Source organism: Oryzibacillus soli (genome assembly GCF_051594765.1).
Lineage (GTDB): Bacteria > Bacillota > Bacilli > Paenibacillales > NBRC-103111 > Paenibacillus_AR.
Genome location: NZ_JBPPGJ010000001.1, coordinates 485,404 through 504,546, shown reverse-complemented (window position 1 = coordinate 504,546; position 19,143 = coordinate 485,404). Strand labels below are relative to the sequence as shown.

At 59.4% G+C, this 19,143-nt stretch carries 19 protein-coding genes, 2 tRNA genes and 1 pseudogene; 14 read left to right on the top strand and 8 right to left on the bottom strand.

What is annotated here, in order from left to right; translation table 11 throughout:
- The first annotated feature begins 30 nt into the window (after positions 1-30).
- The 4 genes from ACSEXW_RS01890 (at position 31) to ACSEXW_RS01875 (ending at position 2,364) form a co-directional block, all read left to right on the top strand.
- Positions 31-774 (top strand): class I SAM-dependent methyltransferase, encoded by a 744-nt coding sequence (locus ACSEXW_RS01890; protein ID WP_438444383.1) that lies wholly within the window; start codon positions 31-33, stop codon positions 772-774.
- A complete protein-coding gene (locus ACSEXW_RS01885; protein WP_438444382.1) occupies positions 771-1,403 on the top strand; it encodes an MBL fold metallo-hydrolase in 633 nt (210 codons plus the stop codon). The genes ACSEXW_RS01890 and ACSEXW_RS01885 overlap by 4 nt, the downstream gene beginning before the upstream one ends.
- Positions 1,404-1,763, top strand: coding sequence for a hypothetical protein (locus tag ACSEXW_RS01880; protein ID WP_438444381.1), 360 nt, complete (start codon positions 1,404-1,406; stop codon positions 1,761-1,763).
- 115 nt (positions 1,764-1,878) lie between these two features.
- Positions 1,879-2,364 (top strand): hypothetical protein, encoded by a 486-nt coding sequence (locus ACSEXW_RS01875; protein WP_438444380.1) that lies wholly within the window; start codon positions 1,879-1,881, stop codon positions 2,362-2,364.
- 91 nt (positions 2,365-2,455) lie between these two features.
- On the opposite strand, the gene ACSEXW_RS01870 is transcribed toward ACSEXW_RS01875, so the two are convergent.
- Together ACSEXW_RS01870 and ACSEXW_RS01865 are read right to left on the bottom strand one after the other, a co-directional pair.
- Complete coding sequence (locus ACSEXW_RS01870) at positions 2,456-3,772, bottom strand: deoxyguanosinetriphosphate triphosphohydrolase family protein (RefSeq protein WP_438444379.1); 1,317 nt, start codon at positions 3,770-3,772, stop codon at positions 2,456-2,458.
- A 210-nt stretch (positions 3,773-3,982) separates the two neighbouring features.
- Positions 3,983-4,507, bottom strand: a complete 525-nt coding sequence (locus ACSEXW_RS01865) for a phosphatidylglycerophosphatase A family protein (RefSeq protein WP_438444378.1) — start codon at positions 4,505-4,507, stop codon at positions 3,983-3,985.
- Between the two features lie 186 nt (positions 4,508-4,693).
- On the opposite strand from ACSEXW_RS01865, the gene ACSEXW_RS01860 reads away from it, so the two are divergent.
- Positions 4,694-5,737, top strand: coding sequence for a GerMN domain-containing protein (locus ACSEXW_RS01860; RefSeq protein ID WP_438444377.1), 1,044 nt, complete (start codon positions 4,694-4,696; stop codon positions 5,735-5,737).
- 77 nt (positions 5,738-5,814) lie between these two features.
- Here ACSEXW_RS01860 and ACSEXW_RS01855 read toward each other — a convergent pair whose 3' ends face one another.
- Positions 5,815-6,783, bottom strand: coding sequence for a Gfo/Idh/MocA family protein (locus ACSEXW_RS01855; RefSeq protein ID WP_438444376.1), 969 nt, complete (start codon positions 6,781-6,783; stop codon positions 5,815-5,817).
- Positions 6,784-6,996: 213 nt separating this feature from the next.
- On the opposite strand from ACSEXW_RS01855, the gene rph reads away from it, so the two are divergent.
- On the top strand, positions 6,997-7,758 hold the full coding sequence (gene rph, locus ACSEXW_RS01850; RefSeq protein WP_438444375.1) for a ribonuclease PH: 762 nt from the start codon (positions 6,997-6,999) through the stop codon (positions 7,756-7,758).
- Between the two features lie 8 nt (positions 7,759-7,766).
- Positions 7,767-8,381: an XTP/dITP diphosphatase gene (locus ACSEXW_RS01845; RefSeq protein WP_438444420.1), complete on the top strand. Its 615-nt coding sequence runs from the start codon at positions 7,767-7,769 to the stop codon at positions 8,379-8,381.
- Positions 8,382-8,560: 179 nt separating this feature from the next.
- On the opposite strand, the gene asnB is transcribed toward ACSEXW_RS01845, so the two are convergent.
- The 3 genes from asnB to ACSEXW_RS01830 all read right to left on the bottom strand — a co-directional run bounded on the left by asnB (position 8,561) and on the right by ACSEXW_RS01830 (position 11,502).
- The gene (gene asnB / locus ACSEXW_RS01840; RefSeq protein WP_438444374.1) at positions 8,561-10,405 is read right to left on the bottom strand and encodes an asparagine synthase (glutamine-hydrolyzing); all 1,845 of its coding nucleotides are present in this window, start codon (positions 10,403-10,405) and stop codon (positions 8,561-8,563) included.
- Between the two features lie 188 nt (positions 10,406-10,593).
- Entirely contained in the window at positions 10,594-11,148 is a 555-nt protein-coding gene (locus ACSEXW_RS01835) for a hypothetical protein (protein WP_438444373.1), read from the bottom strand.
- A 210-nt stretch (positions 11,149-11,358) separates the two neighbouring features.
- Positions 11,359-11,502, bottom strand: a complete 144-nt coding sequence (locus ACSEXW_RS01830) for a hypothetical protein (RefSeq protein WP_438444372.1) — start codon at positions 11,500-11,502, stop codon at positions 11,359-11,361.
- A 202-nt stretch (positions 11,503-11,704) separates the two neighbouring features.
- Between ACSEXW_RS01830 and ACSEXW_RS01825 the strand changes: the two genes are divergently transcribed.
- Both ACSEXW_RS01825 and clpP (ACSEXW_RS01820) read left to right on the top strand, forming a co-directional pair.
- Entirely contained in the window at positions 11,705-12,430 is a 726-nt protein-coding gene (locus ACSEXW_RS01825; RefSeq protein WP_438444371.1) for an RNA polymerase sigma factor, read from the top strand.
- 38 nt (positions 12,431-12,468) lie between these two features.
- A pseudogene (gene clpP, locus ACSEXW_RS01820) lies at positions 12,469-13,053 on the top strand (ATP-dependent Clp endopeptidase proteolytic subunit ClpP); the annotation flags it as partial.
- Between the two features lie 61 nt (positions 13,054-13,114).
- On the opposite strand, the gene ACSEXW_RS01815 reads toward clpP (ACSEXW_RS01820), so the two are convergent.
- Both ACSEXW_RS01815 and ACSEXW_RS01810 read right to left on the bottom strand, forming a co-directional pair.
- Positions 13,115-13,188, bottom strand: a tRNA-Arg gene (locus tag ACSEXW_RS01815).
- A 5-nt stretch (positions 13,189-13,193) separates the two neighbouring features.
- Positions 13,194-13,264: transfer RNA gene (locus ACSEXW_RS01810), tRNA-Gly, on the bottom strand.
- A 210-nt stretch (positions 13,265-13,474) separates the two neighbouring features.
- On the opposite strand from ACSEXW_RS01810, the gene ACSEXW_RS01805 reads away from it, so the two are divergent.
- The 5 genes from ACSEXW_RS01805 to ispG all read left to right on the top strand — a co-directional run bounded on the left by ACSEXW_RS01805 (position 13,475) and on the right by ispG (position 19,120).
- Entirely contained in the window at positions 13,475-14,377 is a 903-nt protein-coding gene (locus ACSEXW_RS01805; protein ID WP_438444370.1) for a hypothetical protein, read from the top strand.
- A 135-nt stretch (positions 14,378-14,512) separates the two neighbouring features.
- Entirely contained in the window at positions 14,513-15,814 is a 1,302-nt protein-coding gene (tig, locus tag ACSEXW_RS01800; protein WP_438444369.1) for a trigger factor, read from the top strand.
- 170 nt (positions 15,815-15,984) lie between these two features.
- Positions 15,985-16,578: an ATP-dependent Clp endopeptidase proteolytic subunit ClpP gene (gene clpP, locus ACSEXW_RS01795; RefSeq protein ID WP_438444368.1), complete on the top strand. Its 594-nt coding sequence runs from the start codon at positions 15,985-15,987 to the stop codon at positions 16,576-16,578.
- 63 nt (positions 16,579-16,641) lie between these two features.
- On the top strand, positions 16,642-17,913 hold the full coding sequence (gene clpX, locus ACSEXW_RS01790; RefSeq protein WP_438444367.1) for an ATP-dependent protease ATP-binding subunit ClpX: 1,272 nt from the start codon (positions 16,642-16,644) through the stop codon (positions 17,911-17,913).
- 94 nt (positions 17,914-18,007) lie between these two features.
- A complete protein-coding gene (ispG, locus tag ACSEXW_RS01785; protein ID WP_438444366.1) occupies positions 18,008-19,120 on the top strand; it encodes a flavodoxin-dependent (E)-4-hydroxy-3-methylbut-2-enyl-diphosphate synthase in 1,113 nt (370 codons plus the stop codon).
- The last annotated feature ends 23 nt before the right edge of the window (positions 19,121-19,143 follow it).

The following is a 19,143-nucleotide window of genomic DNA, read 5'->3' as shown; positions in this document are numbered from 1 at the left end:
TGCCTGTTACGGATTGCTGCATAGGAGGAAATGGGAATGGCTTGGTATGAAGAAAGCTTCGGGCAGGATTACCTGCTTGTGTATAAACACCGGGATATGCAGGGCGCCCAGGCGGAAGTCAAGCGGATGGTCGATTGGCTGGAGCTGCCGGAGGGCTCGAAGATCTTCGATCTCTGCTGCGGCATGGGGCGGCATTCGGTGGCCTTGGCGGACGAGGGCTACAAGGTGACGGGGATGGACCTGTCGAAGGTGCTGCTGGCGGAGGCATGCAAGCTGGAGGACAGCGGGCGGGTAGTGTGGCTCGAGGGAGACATGCGCCGTGTTCCGGCGGACGGCCCCTTCGATGCGGTGGTGAACCTGTTCACCTCCTTCGGCTACTTCGAGGAGGAGGCGGAGAACGCCAAGGTGCTGTCCGAGATCGCCCGGCTGCTGAAGCCGGAGGGGCGGTTTATCATCGATTTCCTGAACGCTGCGTATGTCGCGAAGCATCTGGTTCCGCACTCGGAGCGGAAAGATGAGGGCGTGGTGATCGACGAGCGCCGCAGCCTGGAGGACGGCTTCGTACGCAAGCGCATCGTGCTGTCGGAGCCCGGGCATCCGGACCGGCAGTACATGGAGCAGGTGAAGCTGTACGGGCTGGACGATTTCCGGCGGCTGATGGCCGGCACGGGGCTTGTCATCGACCGTGTGTTCGGCAGCTACGATGCCATGTCCTATGAGCCGGAGACGTCTCCGCGCCTCATCATGATCGGGCATAAGGAGCGGACGGTATGAGCGGCGGCGGAATGGGACTTCAGCCGACGGGGAACCCCTTGATCCACCGGGTGAAGGTGCCCGTGCCGTATCCGCTTCAGTACGTGAACAGCTACCTCGTGTCCGGAGATAACGGTTGGACCGTGCTGGATCCGGGCCTTCATACGCCGGAGGCGCTGGAGGTGTGGGACGAGGTCTGGGCCCGTCTGGGCAGCGGCTTCCGGAACGTGGAGCGGATCGTGCTGACCCACCATCACCCGGACCACTACGGATTGGCGGGACTGTTCCAGGAGCGGAGCGGGGCGCCGGTCTTCCTCTCCGAATGGGGCAAGAGGCAGGCGGACCGCATGTGGGGGGAGGAGCGTGCCCAAGCCGATGAGCTGTGGCGGCTCTTCATCCGCCACGGCATGGAGCGGGAGCTGGCGGCCGCCATGCTGCCCCATCTGGAGAGCTTCGTGTCCCTGGTGTCGCCTCGCCCCGAGATCGCCCTGATCCGCGACGGCGAGACGATCCGGCTGGGGGACGGGACATACACGGCAGTGGAGACGGGGGGACACGCCGCCGGACACCTGAGCTTCTACCGGGCTCAGACCGGAGAGATGTTCTGCGGAGATGCGGTGCTTCCCAACATCTCGCCGAATATCAGCTAAGTGCCTGGCGTCGAGGAGGATCCGCTGCAGCGGTTCCTGGACGGGCTTCGGCTCTTGGGCACGTACAGGGTGGAGACGGCCTACCCGGGACACCGGAACGCCATCACAGGCACGTTCACGGAGCGCTGCGCTCAACTGGTCGTCCATCATGAGAATCGGCTGGAGCAGATTTACGGCTTCTTGACGGAAGGACCGGGTAACGCCTACGAGGTCTGCATCCGTCTCTTCGGCACCCGGCTGTCGGTGCACCAGATGCGGTTCGCCATGTCGGAAACGATAGCCCACCTGGTCCATCTGGAGAGGGCTGGCAGGCTTCGCCGGGGAGAACGGGGCGGCGCGGATGTGTTCATGGCGGTCTGACAACAGCGGCTCGGTCTCTCGACCGAGCCGCTTCTCCTTCCCGGGCAGCTTGGCAGCGGATCGGAAAGCGCTACAATAGATAAGAGAAGAATCGTGACGGGGAGCGTGTGATTCGATGCAGCCATGGTGGCGCTATATAACCAGATATTCCGACCGCTTCGCCAATCTCGGGTTTCAGCAGAGCGGCGGCAGCGTGGACTACAGGTGGCCGGAGCAGGGCATTCCTCTAGTCCGGATCAAGAGCAGAATGGGACGGGGACGCAAGCCGGAGGTGGCGGTAGGCATCATCGCCATCGGTGACGTGGCGGTGGGGGTGGTGGCCGTCGGAGCCGTCAGCTTCGGGGTGATCGGAGCCGGCGCCGTGGCCATCGGCTGGCTGCTGGCCTTGGGCGCCGTCGCCGTAAGCGACCTGCTGTCTCTGGGGGCGGTGGCCGTGTCGGGAGGGCTCGGCATCGGGGCCGTCGGCATCGGCCGGTATGCGCTGGGCGCCGTGGCTATCGGCAAGAACGTCCTAGGGGCCGTCGCAATCGGACAGCACGGCTTCGGCCTCATCCCCTTGACCAGCGATGTGCTGGGGTGGCTGAAGCGGCTCTTCAGCTAGCTGTCGGGAAAGTGAAAAAAGCTGCTTCCAAACCGGATCTTACCGGTGGGAGCAGCTTTTTTGCCGTGTGTTCGTGCGAAGAGGCGGTCCCCTAATCTCTCTCGTAGATGGACCCGGACCGGTTCCCGTACAGCTCCTGGTACACCTTCTCGGCGTAAGCGTCGGTCATGCCGGCGATGTAATCGGCGACGAAGCGGGGCCAGGGCCACTTATCCTGATTGCGCTCATAGCGGGAGTTCCAATCCGGGGGCAGGATCAGCGGCGCCTTGTCCGGATCGTCGAAGGCCTCCCACAGCTTCTCCAGAATGTTCTCGCTGCGCTTCTGGATCCGCTGGACCCGGAAGTCGGTGATCATGGTCACCCAAGCCAGCTTCTTCAGAATTTCCATAGTGCGGAGGAGCCCCAAGTCCTCCTGGCCGTCGCGGACAAAAGCGATTCTCCGCCAGCCCAGGCCCGAATCGTCCACAAGGCCGACGGAGCCTGCATAGAGGCCGACCCACTGGGCCTTCAGCTCCCGCCGGGCCCGGGAGGCTTCGCCGCCGCATTCGGCGAGGATGCGGCTCCATTGAACCCAGTAGGCCTCAAGCGCCTGCCTTACCGTCTCCTCTACGTCGACGCCGCTCCAGTAGTGGCGGCCGTTGCCCTCCTCCTTGCGGATCTCCTCCACCAGGCTGCGAATGAGCCTGGGGCTGTGGAAGAACGCCTCGTGCATCTGGATCTTGCCGGCCCGGATCCCGTCCTCGATGTCGTGGGTGGAGTAGGCGATGTCGTCGCACAGGTCCATGAGCTGGGCCTCCAGCGTGGCGCAGCCCTGGGGCATGCCCCACAGGGAACGCAGCTTGACGATCTCGGCCCACTCCGAGCCGTATACGCCCTTGATCCGGCCCGGCTCCTCCAGGGAATACGGGTACTTGTTGATGGCCAGGAGTACGGCGGCCGTCAGATCCAAGCCCCGGTCGCTGCCCGCCCGCTTCTCCAGGAACATGAGAATCCGGTAATTTTGCGCGTTTCCTTCATATTTCATGCCGTACCGATGGAGCAGGATCCCGTTCAGCACTTCCTCGCCCTTATGGCCGAAGGGGGGATGGCCCAGATCATGGGCCAGCGCGGCGATCTCGACCACCGCCTTGTCGAGTACCAATCCCGGGTGGGTCTCCTTCGCCAGCCCCGGGTACTTGCGGTTCAGGCGTCCGGCCAGCTCCCGGGCGATCTGGGAGACCTCAAGGGAATGGGTCAGGCGCGTGCGGTAATAATCTCCGGTCCCTGCGCCGAACACCTGGGATTTCCCTTGAAGCCGCCGGAAGGCGGGAGAGCCGATGAGCCGGCTGTAGTCCCGTTCGTATTCGTCCCGGTCGTCGCTGGATTTGCCTTCCTTGTCTCCGATAATCCGTAAGGTTCGAAGCTCCATCTGGGTGTGCCTCCTTAAGCCGCAGCAGGTGCTTGTTTGTAACAGTATAGCTCCCAAGCGCTTCGGGGGCAACCCGGACAACGATCTGTGTGAGATTTTCTTACATTGCCAAAAAAGAAAGCCGCCCGGTGAAGGACGGCCCTATCTGAAAATACTGGAGCATACGTCGGCCCTGCTCCGGCAGTGCATGCAAGCCGGCCCTTGTCCGGCTTACACCTTTTGCTGCTCCTCGGCCTTGGCCTGCTTCCGGTGGGCGATGCGGCTGGCTGCGGAGGCGGCGATCGCGCCGACGATATCGTCTAGGAACGTATGGATCTCCCCGTCGTGCTTGTCGTTCAGCTTCTTCAGAATCCCCGGTTTCAGCTTGTCGATGTAGCCGTAGTTGGTAAAGCCGATGCTTCCGTAGACGTTGACGATGGAGAGGGCCATGACCTCGTCGATGCCGTACAGGCCCTCATCGTTGTAGACCATCTCCTGAAGAGGGGGAAGCAGCTTGCCCTCCTCGGCCAAGAGATCCAGCTGGATGCCGGTGAGTACGGCGTTGTGCACCTCGCGCTTCTCCAGAACCTTGTCCACGCTGGCCAGACATTCCTCCATCTTCAGGTCGGGGTAATAATCCTTCTGCAGGAAGAAGACGAGCTCCGCCATATCCTCCCGCTTGACCCCCCGTTTCGCCAGCCATTCATGGGTGGCCTTCGCCACTGCTTCGCTGTTCAAGCTGTACGCCATCTGCATCCGTTCCTTCCCCTTGTATGCTCGAGCAGGCATGCGTGCCCAACTTCGCAGGTATTTCTCCTTCAGTGTGGACAAATTGCAGTTATAAAATGCGGTCAGGCCCGTATACATATAGTACAAGTTGAAACTAGTCCAACGATTGCGAGATACGCTCCCGCTCGCGTCAAAACAAGGAGGATCCCCGCCATGAAAAGGAATTCTGCGCTTCGTCTGGCTGCAGTCGTCAGTGTGGCCGCCCTGCTGTCCACCGGCTGCTCGCTCATCAACAAGAAGGAATCCGGCCAAGCCATCGATCCGCCGCCTTCGGGCGCCGAATCCATGATGGAGACCGCCAGCGTGCCCGTCAACGCCGCGAACGGCAGACAGGTGACGCTGTACTTCAAGGATCCGAGAGGAATGGTCGCTCCGGTCTCGGTCTATGTGGAGAAGACCGTCGAGGTCGCCAAGAGGTCCCTGGAGGCGATGGTAGACGGGGCCAAGGGCACACCGGCCCTTCCCCAAGGCTTCACGTCACTCCTGCCCAAGGGCACGGTGATCAAGGGCATCGATATCAAGGATGACCAGAAGCTGGCCACCGTGGATTTCTCCAAGGAATTCAACAATTATAAGACGGAGGACGAGCGCAAGGTGCTGGAGGCGGTGGTCTGGACGCTGACCGGGCTGGACTCCGTCGAGAAGGTCTCCATCCGCGTGGAAGGGAAGACCCTGACCGAGATGGCCGGTGCCAAGACGCCCGTCGATAAGGAAATGACCCGGGCCATGGGCATCAATCTGGAGTTCGCCAGCGGCATGAATCTGGGCCAGGCGGTTCCGGTGACCCTGTACTTCAAGAACCAGACGCCCGAGAAGTATGACTACTATGTGCCGGTCACCCGGATGGTACCCCGGACGGACAATCTGGCCAAGGCCGCCGTGGAGCAGCTGATCAAGGGGCCGGACGCCGCCAAGGGCTTGGCTTCCGTCATGGCCTCCGACATCGGGCTTCTGCAGGTGAAGCTGTCCGACGACAAGAGCACCATCACCGTCGACTTCAACGATAAGCTGCTGGGCTCCGACAAGAAGGTGCCGGCTGCCGCCGCCCAAGCCCTGATCCTGTCTCTGACCGAAACGACAGGAGCCGCCAAGGTCCAGCTGATGGTCAACGGCGACGTGAAGGTGGCCGGAACGGACAACACCAGCTACTCCAAGCCGGTTGCCGCTCCCGATCACATCAATCCGGTCAAAATGTAACGATCCCGCAAAAACGCCCTGCTTGCCGCTGGAGCTCCAGCGTCAGGCAGGGCGTTTCGTCGGATCGGAGTTCTTGCTCAGGCTTCCTTGCGGATGGCCCCGAGCAGCATGTCGATGACCTGCATGTTCAGGAGGCTGTCCTCCAGGGTCATCCGGGGCGGACGGTTGTGCAGGACGGCGTCGGCGAAGTCCGCCACCTCCAGGGCATAGCGTCCGGTATCGGCAACCGGCACGGTGCGGGAGCCGGCGGCCGTCACGACCTGGAAGGCCGCGTCAGCACCGGCGAAGGTTTCGGGTATCTCAATGCGGCCCAGGGTGCCGACGATCTCCGAGCGGATCTCCCGGAAGGCGTTGAACCCGCAGCTGACGGTGGCGATCACGCCGTCGTCGTACTTCAGCACGCCAGAGAACGAGACATCGACTCCGTTCTCCATCTGGGCGTCGGCGGCGCAGGAGACGGGAAGCTTGCCGGTGATCATGTTGATGAAGCTGACGGGGTAGCAGCCCACGTCGTATAGGGAGCCGCCGCCCAGCTCCGGCTTCACCTTGATGGTGTTGGGGCGGTCGAGGAAGAAGCGGTAGGTGGAGCTGATCGCTCTGACCGGTCCGATCTCGCCGCCGGCCACGACGGCCTTCACTTTGTCGGCCAGGTCGGTGAAGCGGTACATGAAGGCCTCCATGAGCCAGACGCCGCAGCGCTTGGAGGCTTCGATCATGTCGAGGGTCTCGGCGGCGTCGAGGGCCATCGGTTTTTCACAGAGCACGTGCTTGCCCTTGGCCATGGCCTTGATGGCCCATTCCTTGTGCATCGAATTGGGCAGGGGGATATAGACCGCCTGCACGTCCGGATCGTCCAGGAGCTCCTCGTAGGTGCCGTACAGTTTGGCGGGTCCGAACAGCTCTTCGCATTCCTTGCGCTTCTCCGGATCACGGGAAGCCACGGCATACAGCTCCGAGTTGCCGGCCTGACGAATGGCGGGGATCAGGGACATCTTGGCGATGCGGGCATAGCCCAGTACGCCCCACTTGATGGTTTCGGTAGTCATGATGGGCAATCTCTCCATTCCATATAGTCTTGCGTTCCCTCTGCATCCCATCATAGCAGACATCGCGTTTCCATGCGAAGCCCGTCCCTTGGGGTCGGCGGTAAGGTTTATTTTGCCCCCGTGCGTAACCTTTGTTAAAATGAGGTATACTTTGCTATGGAAATGCAGGACGGCAGGGACCTAGGCAGGCTAATCAGGGGAGGATCCATCAACATGCGCATCGACGGAAGACAGCTGGATGAACTGCGCCCGGTTCATATCACGACACCTTATATCAAGCACGCGGAAGGCTCGGTACTGATCGAAGTGGGGGACACGAAGGTGATCTGTACGGCCTCCGTGGAGGAACGGGTGCCGCCGTTCATGAAGGGACAGGGTAGAGGCTGGGTCACCGCCGAATATTCCATGCTTCCCCGCGCCACACAGGTCCGCAACCAACGGGAAGCGGCCAAGGGCAAGCTGGGCGGACGGACCATGGAGATTCAGCGGCTCATCGGCCGCGCGCTGCGGTCCGTTGTGGATCTGGAGAAGCTGGGGGAGCGGACGATTACGCTGGACTGCGACGTCATCCAGGCGGACGGAGGAACCCGGACGACCTCCATCACCGGCGCCTTCGTGGCTATGGCCTACGCGATTCATAAGATCTGTCAGGAGAAGCAGTTATCCGTGTTCCCGATCAAGGACTATCTGGCATCCGTCAGTGTCGGCGTGGTGGGAGGGAATCCGGCTCTTGACCTGAAGTATGAAGAGGATTCGGCGGCCAAGGTGGACATGAATGTGGTCATGACGGGCTCCGGCCAGTTCGTGGAGGTGCAGGGCACCGGCGAGGAGGCTCCGTTCTCGAGGGAGGAGCTGGATTCGCTCTTGGCCTTGGCGGAGAAGGGCATCCAGGAGCTGATCCTGGTTCAGATGGAAGCCTTGGGTCCCATCGCGGACCTGATCCCGGGAGGACGCAAAGGAGCGTGCCGCGCTTGAGCAAAATCATGGTGGTTGCCACCAAAAATCAAGGCAAGGTCCGAGAAATCGCAGAGATGTTCCGGAGACGGGGCATCGGGGTGAAGAGTCTGGCGGATTATCCGGAGATCCCGGATATCGAGGAGAACGGACGGACCTTCACGGAGAATGCCCGGATCAAGGCGGAGACGGTGGCCTATCGTCTCGGCGTGCCGGTGCTGGCCGACGATTCGGGCCTCGTGGTGGAGGCGCTGGGAGGCGAGCCGGGCGTCCGGTCCGCCCGGTATGCAGGCGAGGGCGCCAAGGATCACGAGAACAACGCCAAGCTGCTGCGGGATCTGGCGTCCAAGTTGACATTCCCGTCCATGCGGCTTGGCGTGGGGCATCCGCCGGTCTGGAGCAAGGCGGCGTATGTCTGCTCCCTGGTGCTGACGGATCCCACCCAGCGGCAGAGCATACTGTTCGAGGGCTCCTGCGAAGGCTACATTCTGGGGGAGGCAAGAGGTTCGGGCGGCTTTGGCTATGATCCCTATTTTTATTTGCCCGAATACAGCCAGACGATGGCGGAGCTTCCCCTGGAGGAGAAGAACAAGATCAGCCACCGTGCGTTGGCCTTCAAACAGATGATGGAGCTGTTGTTTTGATGCTCCAAACGCAGCGCACAAATAAGCCGTCGGCCCTCGGGCCGGCGGCTTATTTGTGCATTTGGCCGCGACGCGAGGTGTAAGAACGCCCCCTGGCAATCGCCGTGAGGACGTTCTTCGTCTGCAGCCCGTATACCGTGAAGCCGGCCTGGCGTGAACCGCTCAAGCCGGCTAAACCATTACCGAACCGAAATCTTATACGTCCGGAGCCAGAAGTCCGTCTGGATCAGGAAGGCGAACAGCTGGGGGCCGGTCATGAGCTGCCCGAACCACGGGAAGTCCGACGTGGTGCTGTCCGGCTTCGTCATTTCCTTCAATTGAGCTACATTTATGAGAGGCAGCAGCGGAGATGACGGATCGTGCAGGATCTCCCGGAGCTGCTCGCGGACGGCGGACATGTAATTCGGGTTGTGGGTCTTCGGATAGGGGCTCTTCTTGCGGAAGAGGACATCGTCGGGCAGAATGCCCTTCAAGGCCTGGCGAAGAATGCCCTTCTCCCGGTCGCCGGCGGTCTTGATCTCCCAGGGGATGTTCCATACGTACTCCACCAGGCGGTGATCGCAATAAGGCACCCGGACCTCGAGGCCTACCGCCATGCTCATCCGGTCCTTCCGGTCCAGGAGTGTTGGCATGAAGCGGGTCACATTCAGGTACGATATCTCCCTCATCCGGCGCTGCTGGGCGTTCTCCCCGTCCAGGTGGGGAACCTCGTCGAGAGCCTGCCGATAGCGGTTCCGGGCATACTCCTCGGGACGGATGTAATCGGCCGCCTCGAGGGACAGAATGGTGGCCCGGTCCTTGACCTTCAGCGCCCAGGGGAAGGTATCCGCCTGCAGGGAGTCCTCCCGGTGGAACCAGGGGTAGCCGCCGAAGATCTCATCCGCCGCCTCGCCGGACACGGCCACGGTGGCGCCCTTCTTGATTTCCCGGCAGAAGAGGTACAAGGAGCCGTCCACGTCCGCCATGCCCGGCGTATCCCGGGCCAATACGGCGCTCTTCAGCGACTCCACCAGCTCCGGCGTGTCGAACTCCACCGGATGGTGTACGGTCCCCAGATGCTCGCTCATCCGCTTGATCCAGGGAGCGTCGGCATTGGGCTGGAACGCGTTCGCCTTAAAATGCTTGTCGTTGTCCACGTAATCCACCGAATAGGTGGGGACTGCGCCTTGGCCGTTGGCGGCGTAATAGGAGGCCGCAATGGCTGTAAGCGCGCTGGAGTCCAGGCCGCCGGACAAGAGGGTGCAGACCGGCACGTCGGAGATAAGCTGGCGCTGCACGGTATCGAGCAGGAGCTCCCGGACGTGGGAGGCCGTCTCGAACACGTCGTGGGGATGCGGCTTGCTCTCCAGGGCCCAGTACGTCTTGATGGAGATGCCGCTGCGGTCCACCACCATGCAGTGCCCCGGCTTCAGCTCCGACATATCCTTATAGATGCCATGGCCCGGCGTCCTGGCCGGGCCGATGCCGAATATTTCGGAGATGCCTTCCTGATCCACCACGGGCTCGTAATCCGGATGGGCGAGTATCGCCTTCGGCTCCGAGCCGAACAGGAAGACTCCGTCCCGGAACACATAGAACAGCGGCTTCACCCCCAGCCGGTCGCGGACCAGGTACAGGGCCTCGTCCTTATCGCTCCACACCGCGAAGGCGAAGATGCCATTCAGCCGGTCCACGCAGCCCCGGCCCCATTCGATGAACGACACCAGGAGCACCTCTGTGTCGCAAGTGGTTTTGAACACATGCCCGCGCTGCTCCAGCTCGCGCTTCAGCTCGAAGGCGTTGTACAGCTCCCCGTTATAGACAATGGTATAGGTATAGTCCCCGTACACCCGGATCATGGGCTGGGCGCCGTTCTCCGGATCCATTACCGACAGCCTGCGGTGACCGAGCGCGCAGTGCCGATTGATCCAAGTTCCCGATGCATCGGGGCCTCTGGGCGCCAGCGTCTCCGTCATCCCTTCGAGAACGGCAGGGTACTGGGTCAAGTCCTTTTGCCAATCGATCCAGCCTGTTATTCCGCACATGGTAGCCTCATCCTTTCTCTCCAGATCAACCTTCCTGCCGCGTCCAAACGACAAATCGGCCATGATGATACTAACCTATGCCGATTCTTGCCTGTAAATGTCTGTCCCACCGGCAGGCCCTTTCCCAGCTCCCAAAAAGAAAAGCCGCCTGCGACGGATCGCAAGCGGCTTCGATCAAGAGGAATGGATTATTTCTTGGCGACGTCGGCAACGATGTACTTGCCTTCGGCGTTCTTCTTCACGGTGAACAGAACGTTGTCCTTCTTGGTGGTGATCTTCACTTCGGCGGCGGTGCCTTCGAAAGTGACGTCATCCTTGGTCGGTGCGGATGTAAGAACCGATACCGGGAAGAAGAGCTTAGAATTAACGATGATGGCGCCGTCTGCGGTTTTGTCCGCGGTCAGGTAGTGGGACAGAATCTTCTCGGTCAGAGCCGGATCGAAGTAAGCGTTCAGGAATTTGGCGGCCTTTTCCTTGTCATTGGCGATGACGGCGTTCAGAATCGGCTTGTCGTCCTTCATGGCGGTGTGGAAGAGAATAGTCAGCTTCTCCTCGGCCAGGCGTACGGCGGTATAGGAGCTCAGCTTGTAAGCATCCGGATTCTCGGTGGTGGCGGCTGCAGCAGGCGAAGCGGCCTGGGAAGCGGCCGGAGAAGCGGCAGTGTCCTTGTCTTTGGACGAGCAGGCGGCACCAGTGGCGACAACGGACAGCAATAAGGCGGTGGCGGCAATCTTTTTCAGCATGGTTGTTTGAGACTCCTTTTTTATCTGTATAGGTTTGTCAAGAGGAACGGGAGGGGAACATTCTTTCCCGTTATTGACACTTTTATGAATTTAACCGATCTGGTAGAGGATTGCAAACGATGGAAAGGGCAGGTAATTAAACTTAGGTAGATAAAAACACGAAAAAAACTCCCGTGGTGGTCCCACAGGAGTCCAATTGCCCGGATTTCGTCAGATTTGGTTCTCGATAGCGGTGCAATACTGCTTAATCTTCTCGATTTCATTGCGGATATCGGACTCGGTCGTCATATTCTGAAGCTTGCTGCAGCTCTCCTGAATCTTCTTCGCCTCTTCTTTGACGCGGCTGCTGCTCATGAAAGATCACCTCCCGTGGCCTATCCGGTAGTATGCGTTGCCTCGGCGGGAATTATCGGCGCAGCGGGATGGCGGAAAGAACGGGTACAACCGATCTTTCCGGGCGTTTGAACCTTTTTGGGGCATCGCGTATCTTTATCGTAAGGCCGTTCGTTTATATCGTGTAAGACTTCATTACGAATCCGATGAGGAGGTGCATGTGATGCCCGGAACCATCGATATGGAGCAGGTCCGTCCGGAGCTCTTAAGATATTGCTTATCCATGACGGGATCGATCTGGGATGCGGAGGATCTGGCCCAGGAAACCCTGCTGCGTTCGCTTCCTCTCCTGCAAGGGGAGCGTCATCACGCCAACCCGCAGGCCTATCTGCTTCGGGTGGCCCGGAACATGTGGACCGATCAGAGACGCAGAAGCAGGATGGCATCGGCCAAAATTCTTCAGCTGGACAACAACGGCTCCGAGGCCTTCCCCGACGTCGCGGAGCTGGAGCACGCTTTCCTGCAGCTGATGGAGTGCCTGACCCCCCTGCAGCGTGGGGTGTACCTCTTGAAGGAAGGATTCGGCTTCTCGGCGGCGGAGGTGGCGGAGCAGCTGGAGATGACGGAAGGGGCGGTCAAGGCGGCTCTGTTCCGGGCGCGCCAGCAGCTGGAGGCCTTCCGGTATGGACAAAGGAATGAAGAGCCTGGTGGGGCCTTGCAGGAGCGGGCGGATTGGCGGGAGCTGCTTCGCGCGTATGTGCAGGCATTCCGGCTGGGTGACGTCCCCGGGATGCTGCAGCTGATCCGAGGCGAGCTGGCGGGAACCCCGGCCGCGGCCGCCATTGTTCTGAATGCCGCGGCATCAGCCGCAGCGAGCAGCGCCGCCCGCAAGCGGGCCGGGAAATCCGTCCCCGGGGCGTATGCATCCTGCTTCAGTATGGCCGCTTAAAGCGCTTCTATATTTGAAGAAGAAACAAGGAGGAACGGCCGATGAATGTTATTCCTTATGTGGTGGAGCAGACCGGGCGGGGAGAGCGGAGCTTCGACATCTACTCCAGGCTTCTGCAGGACCGGATCATCATGGTGGGCCGGGCGGTGGACGACGAGCTGGCCAACGCGGTGGTGGCCCAGCTCCTTTTTCTGGCGGCGTCGGATCCGCACAAGGACATCCACATGTATATCAACAGTCCGGGCGGGGTCATTACGGCCGGCCTGGCCATCTATGATACGATGCAATACATCCAGCCGGACGTGTCCACCATCTGCATGGGGATGGCTGCCAGCTTCGGGGCGGTCCTGTTGGCGGGCGGCGCTCCGGGCAAGCGCTTCGCGCTGCCCAACAGCGAGGTGATGATCCACCAGCCACACGGCGGCGCCCGGGGCCAGGCCTCGGACATCCACATCCAGGCGTCCTGGATGCTCCGGACGAAGGAGCGGATGAACGCGATCCTCTCGAAGCATACCGGACAGCCGCCGGAGCGCATCGAGCAGGACTCCGACCGAGACCGGTACATGAGTGCCGAGGAGGCTCAGGCGTACGGCCTGATCGACGGCATCATCAAGAGCAAATGAAAAATCAAAAAGGCACACAGCCGGATGGCTGTGTGCCGTTCATATTCGTGGATATATAACGCGTCCCAGGAGGGATTCGAACCCCCGACAACTCGCTTAGAAGGCGAGTGCTCTATCCAACTGAGCTACTGGGACATAAGAGCGGGTGAAGGGAATCGAACCCTCGCCTCAAGCTTGGGAAGCTGGCGTTCTACCATTGAACTACACCCGCATATCATAGAAGCTATTCCTGCACGGCAGGAGTGAGCATTTGTTATGATAGCACAGTCGCATCGCAAAATCAATATGTGAAATTCGCCTTCTTTAGCGATGTCCTTTCCGGTAAAAAGCGTGAGATTTTTTGCTTTTTCCTGCGAAAACGGGTACCATACCCAACAGAAGACGTTCCCATGAATAAGCCGCCGGATTGGAGGGACCCCTGTTGACGGACAGCAAGCTGGAGAAGGTATATCTGCTTCCTAGAACCATCGAGCATTATCAGAAGGAACTGACCCGGATGCTGGAGTTCGAGCGCTATGGGGAGGCTGCGGATACCCTGCGGTTTCTGCTCGGCTGCGAGACGGGGGATGCCTGGGCGGCCCGCGAGTGGCAGGTGCTGCTCGACTGGATCGTTACCATGTTCCCGGAGATCCGGGAAGGGAACGCCGAGGAGGAGCCGGATTTGACCGAGGAGGATCTGTTCCGTCTGCATCTGAAGGAACGGACCGCTCAGGACCCGGGCTATGCGGAGAAGCTCCTCGAGGTGTTCCGGAGCCCCGAGCATTGGGAGAAGCAGGTGCTGGCCTTAGAGCAGCTGCGTTACCTGGATCATCCGGAGATCGAGCCGGTCCTGCTGCGGTGGCTCCGCACTCATTCGCTTCCGCCTTCGCTGCAGTTCCGGGCGCTGCAGATCCTGAAGCTCCGCGGAAGCTTGGGAGCCGTTAAGCTCCGCCGCCAAGGCCAGACCCAGCTCGTAGAGATCGGGGACGTTCCGACGCATGTCGACGAGTACCCGCTTCCTTTTCAAGAGATCATTGAGAGAGTGAACCATTTCGGAGCTCGGGAGGGCATACCACTCGTGGAGCTGGCCGGGCAAACTTGGGGGGAATTCATCGCCTACTCCTTCGGAACTCCACTCTATACCGAGGTGCTGTCCGCCAGCCTGGAGGCTTGGGACGCATGGGCCGCCGCCTTCCACCACATGCTGCTCCTGACCGCCCAGGGCGAGGCCGATCCCGCCGTGATCAAGGATCTATACGGGATTACGAGCTCTCTCGACAAGGAGTATAACAAGGCTCTGAAGGTTTTCAAAGACTTTGCTAGAACCGTATTTCCATCCTTTTGAGCGGGCGGCACGCCGGAATGCAGACGATTTGTCAAGCATTTTCTTGAAATGATTACGTTTTGTGATATAATAAAATGGTTATATTGGTAGGGACATACCGTTATCGGGAATTTTGTTGGAGGGGAAAAGCATAACATGACAGCGAACTGGGAAAAAATAGAGAAGAACCAAGGGGTTCTTACGGTTGAAGTCGCGGCAGACCGCGTCGATGCAGCATTGGACAAGGCATTCAAGAAAGTAGCAGCCAAGGTGAACGTACCGGGCTTCCGCAAAGGCAAAGTGCCGCGGGCTATGTTTGAGAAGCGCTTCGGCGTGGAAAGCTTGTACCAGGAAGCACTGGACATCCTGCTCCCTGAAGCTTATATGGAAGCTGTTCAAGAAGCCGGCATCGAGCCGGTTGACCGTCCCGAAGTGGACGTGCAGCAGATCGGCAAGGGCCAAGAGCTGAAGTTCACCGCCAAAGTAACGGTGAAGCCTGAAATTCAACTGGGCGACTACAAGGGTATCGAGCTTCCGGCTCCTTCCCTCGAAGTAACCGAAGAAGACATCGCAGCGGAATTGAAGCAGCTGCAGCAGCGTCATGCGGAGCTGACCGTAATCGAAGAAGGCACCGCCGAGAACGGTGACATCGCCGTCATCGACTTCGAGGGCTTCCTGAACGGCGAAGTGTTCGAAGGCGGACAAGCGGAGAAGTATTCCTTGGAGCTGGGCACCGGCACCTTCATCCCGGGCTTCGAAGAGCAAGTAGTCGGCATGGCCAAGGGTGAAGAGAAGGAGATCGAAGTGACCTTCCCGGAGAACTACCACTCCGAAGAGCTGAAGGGCAAGCCGGTCACCTTCAAGGTGAAGCTGCATGACATCAAGCGCAAGAACCTGCCGGAGCTGGACGACGAGTTCGCCAAGGACGTCAGTGAGTTCGATACGCTGGAAGAGTACAAGCAGGACATCTCGAAGCGTCTCGCCGAGCGCAAGGAGCAGAACGCCCAGCGCGAGAAGGAGAACGCCGTCGTAGCCAAAGCCGCTGAGCTGGCTGATCTGGAGATCCCGGAAGCCATGATCGGCTCTGAAGTGGAGAACATGCTGGAGGACTTCGGCAACCGTCTGAAGATGCAAGGCATGAGCCTGGAGATGTACTTCCAGTTCTCCGGCCAGAACGAAGAGGCTCTCAAGGAGCAGATGCGCGGCGACGCTGAGAAGCGCGTGCGCCAGAACCTGGTTCTGGAAGCCATCGCCAAAGCGGAAGGCATCGAGGCAACCGAAGAAGATCTGAACGAAGAGCTGGAGAAGCTGTCCAAGCAATACCAGCGCACTCCGGAGGAGCTTCGCGCGGTTCTCATTGCCAACGGCAACCTCGGCAACCTGATGAACGACCTGGTTACCCGCAAAACAATCGAATTTTTGCTTCAACATAGCAAGACCGAAGCAACCGTTGCGTAAACTTTAAAAACGGAACCGAAGGCACGTTTCCACACGTGCCTTTTTGTTACCGTGGATTTGCCCGGAACTCTCGTCCAGCGAGGGATCTCCAGAAAAATGACATGGAAACACAAACATGATACAATGGTTCCAAAGTCAGGGCAGATTTTCTAGTAAAGGGGTTGGCTGTGATGAGTCTGATACCAATGGTCGTGGAACAAGAAGCCCGTGGAGAACGGTCCTACGATATTTACTCCCGTCTCCTGAAAGACCGGATTATCTTTATCGGAAGCGAAATCGACGACGACGTGGCCAATCTGGTCATCGCTCAGCTGCTGTTCCTGAATGCTCAGGACCCCGATAAGGACATCTCGATCTACATCAACTCTCCCGGAGGCTCGGTTACTGCCGGCCTGGGGATTTACGATACCATGCAGTTCATCAAGAACGACGTGTCCACCATCTGTGTCGGCATGGCGGCAAGCATGGGATCCCTGCTGCTTACTGGCGGAGCCAAAGGCAAGCGTTATGCGCTTCCCCACAGCGAAGTCATGATTCACCAGCCGCTCGGCGGTGTCCGCGGGCAAGCGGCGGACATTAAGATCCATGCCGATTGGATCCTTCGCACCAAGAAGAACCTGAATGAAATTTATGTCAAACACACCGGCCAGCCTTACGACAAGATCGAAAGAGACACGGACCGGGATAATTTTATGAGCGCCGAGGAAGCTAAAGCTTACGGGCTCATCGACGAAGTCATCAACCGCTCCGATCTGAAGCTGTAAGGCGGCCGTCCGTTGCGGATAAGACCTTCGAAGACGATAGAGAGCGCATAGAGGAGGGATTCAATGTTCAAGTTCAATGATGAGAAGGGTCAATTAAAGTGCTCCTTCTGCGGCAAATCCCAGGACCAGGTCCGCAAGCTGGTAGCAGGTCCGGGCGTGTATATATGCGACGAATGCATCGAGCTGTGCACCGAGATTGTGGAAGAGGAGCTCGGTCATGAGGAAGAGCTCGATCTGAAGGACGTTCCGAAGCCGAAGGACATCCGCACCATTCTGGACCAATACGTCATCGGACAGGACCAAGCCAAGAAGTCCATGTCCGTAGCCGTATACAACCATTACAAGCGGATCAACTCCCAGAACAAGCTGGAGGACGTGGAGCTTCAGAAGTCCAACATTCTGATGCTTGGACCGACAGGAAGCGGCAAGACCCTCCTGGCTCAGACCCTGGCGAAGATCCTGAACGTTCCGTTTGCCATCGCGGACGCCACTTCCTTGACGGAAGCCGGCTACGTCGGCGAGGACGTGGAGAATATCCTGCTGAAGCTGATCCAAGCGGCGGATTATGACGTGGAGAAGGCGGAACGCGGCATCATCTACATCGATGAGATCGATAAGGTAGCCCGCAAGTCCGAGAACCCGTCCATCACCCGTGACGTGTCCGGTGAAGGCGTGCAGCAGGCACTGTTGAAGATTCTGGAGGGCACCGTTGCCTCCGTTCCTCCGCAAGGCGGCCGGAAGCATCCCCATCAGGAATTCATCCAGATCGACACCACCAACATTCTGTTCATCGTGGGCGGCGCTTTCGACGGTCTCGAATCCATCATCAAGCGCCGGATCGGCAAGAAGGTCATCGGCTTCGGCAGCGACGGCCACAAGGTCGATCTGAAGCCGGGCGAGTATCTCTCGATGGTACTCCCGGAGGATCTGCTCAAGTTCGGTCTCATCCCCGAGTTCGTAGGCCGTCTGCCGGTCATCTCCACGCTGGAGCCGCTGGATGAAGCGGCACTGGTCCGGATTCTGACCGAGCCGAAGAACGCGCTGGTGAAGCAGTACCAGAAGCTTCTGGATATGGATAACGTATCCTTGAGCTTCGAGGCCGACGCTCTGGACGCCATTGCCAAGGAAGCGATCAAGCGCAATACCGGCGCCCGCGGCCTTCGCTCCATTATCGAGAGCATCATGCTGGACGTTATGTTCGAAGTACCGTCCCGCAACGATGTAGCCAGCTGCATGATCACGAAGGAAGTGGTCCAGCAGAAGATCGTGCCGGAGCTTGTAACGAAGGACAACAACGACAAGAAGCCTTCCAAGAAGAAGGAAGAGTCGGCATAAGCCACGCAAAGTAACCTCCAACCCCCCGGGCCGATAAGGCGTGGTCTGGGGGTGCGGAGGATTTTTGGGTTATATGGGAGGAGAACGTAGACCTATGTTCCATCGCACACAGACTATTCCGGTCCGCGTCGGCAACGTCACTATCGGCGGTAGCGACGAAGTGGTCATTCAGAGCATGTGTACGACGAAGACGGCCGATGTGGAAGCCACCGTAGCGGAAATTCTCCGTCTCGAGGAGGCGGGCTGCCAGATTGTTCGTGTCACCGTCAACAACAGGGAAGCGGCGGAGGCCATCAAGGAGATCAAGAAGCGGATTCATATTCCCTTGGTAGCCGATATTCATTTTGACTACAAGCTGGCTCTGGTGGCCATTGAGAACGGCATCGATAAGGTTCGCATCAATCCGGGGAACATCGGGAAGCGGGAGAGAGTGGAAGCGGTCGTCAAGGCCTGCAAGGAGCGGAATATCCCGATTCGCATCGGGGTCAATGCCGGGTCCCTGGAGAAGCATCTTCTCGACAAGTACGGGTACCCGACGGCGGACGCCATGGTGGAGAGCGCGCTGTACCATATCGGCATTCTGGAGGAGCTGGATTTCCGCAATATTATCGTCTCTCTTAAAGCCTCCGACGTTCCGATGGCCATCGAAGCTTACCGCAAGGCGTCCGAAGCGTTCTCATATCCGCTGCACCTGGGCATAACCGAATCAGGCACCCTTTATTCCGGCACCATCAAGAGCTCGGCGGGAATCGGAGCACTGCTCTCCATGGGAATCGGCAACACGGTGCGGATCTCGCTGAGCGCGGATCCCGTAGAGGAAGTGAAGGTAGCCCGGGAGCTGCTGAAAGTATTCGGCCTGATCTCCAACGCCCCCACCCTAATCTCCTGTCCGACCTGCGGCCGGCTGGACATCGATCTGTTCTCCATTGCCAACGAGGTGGAGGAGTATCTGTCCAAGCTGAAGATTCCGATCAAGGTCTCGGTATTGGGCTGTGCGGTGAACGGTCCGGGCGAAGCGAAGGAAGCGGACATCGGCATTGCCGGCGCCCGGGGCGAAGGGATGCTGTTCCGGTATGGCGAGATGATCCGGAAGGTTCCGGAAGCCGATCTGGTTCAGGAGCTGAAGAAGGAAATCGACGCCATCGTCGAGGCATACGAACAGACCGGGGAGATTCCCGGCCGCAAGCAGCACGCCGAAACGAAGTAGCCTCATCATAAAAAACCTGCCGA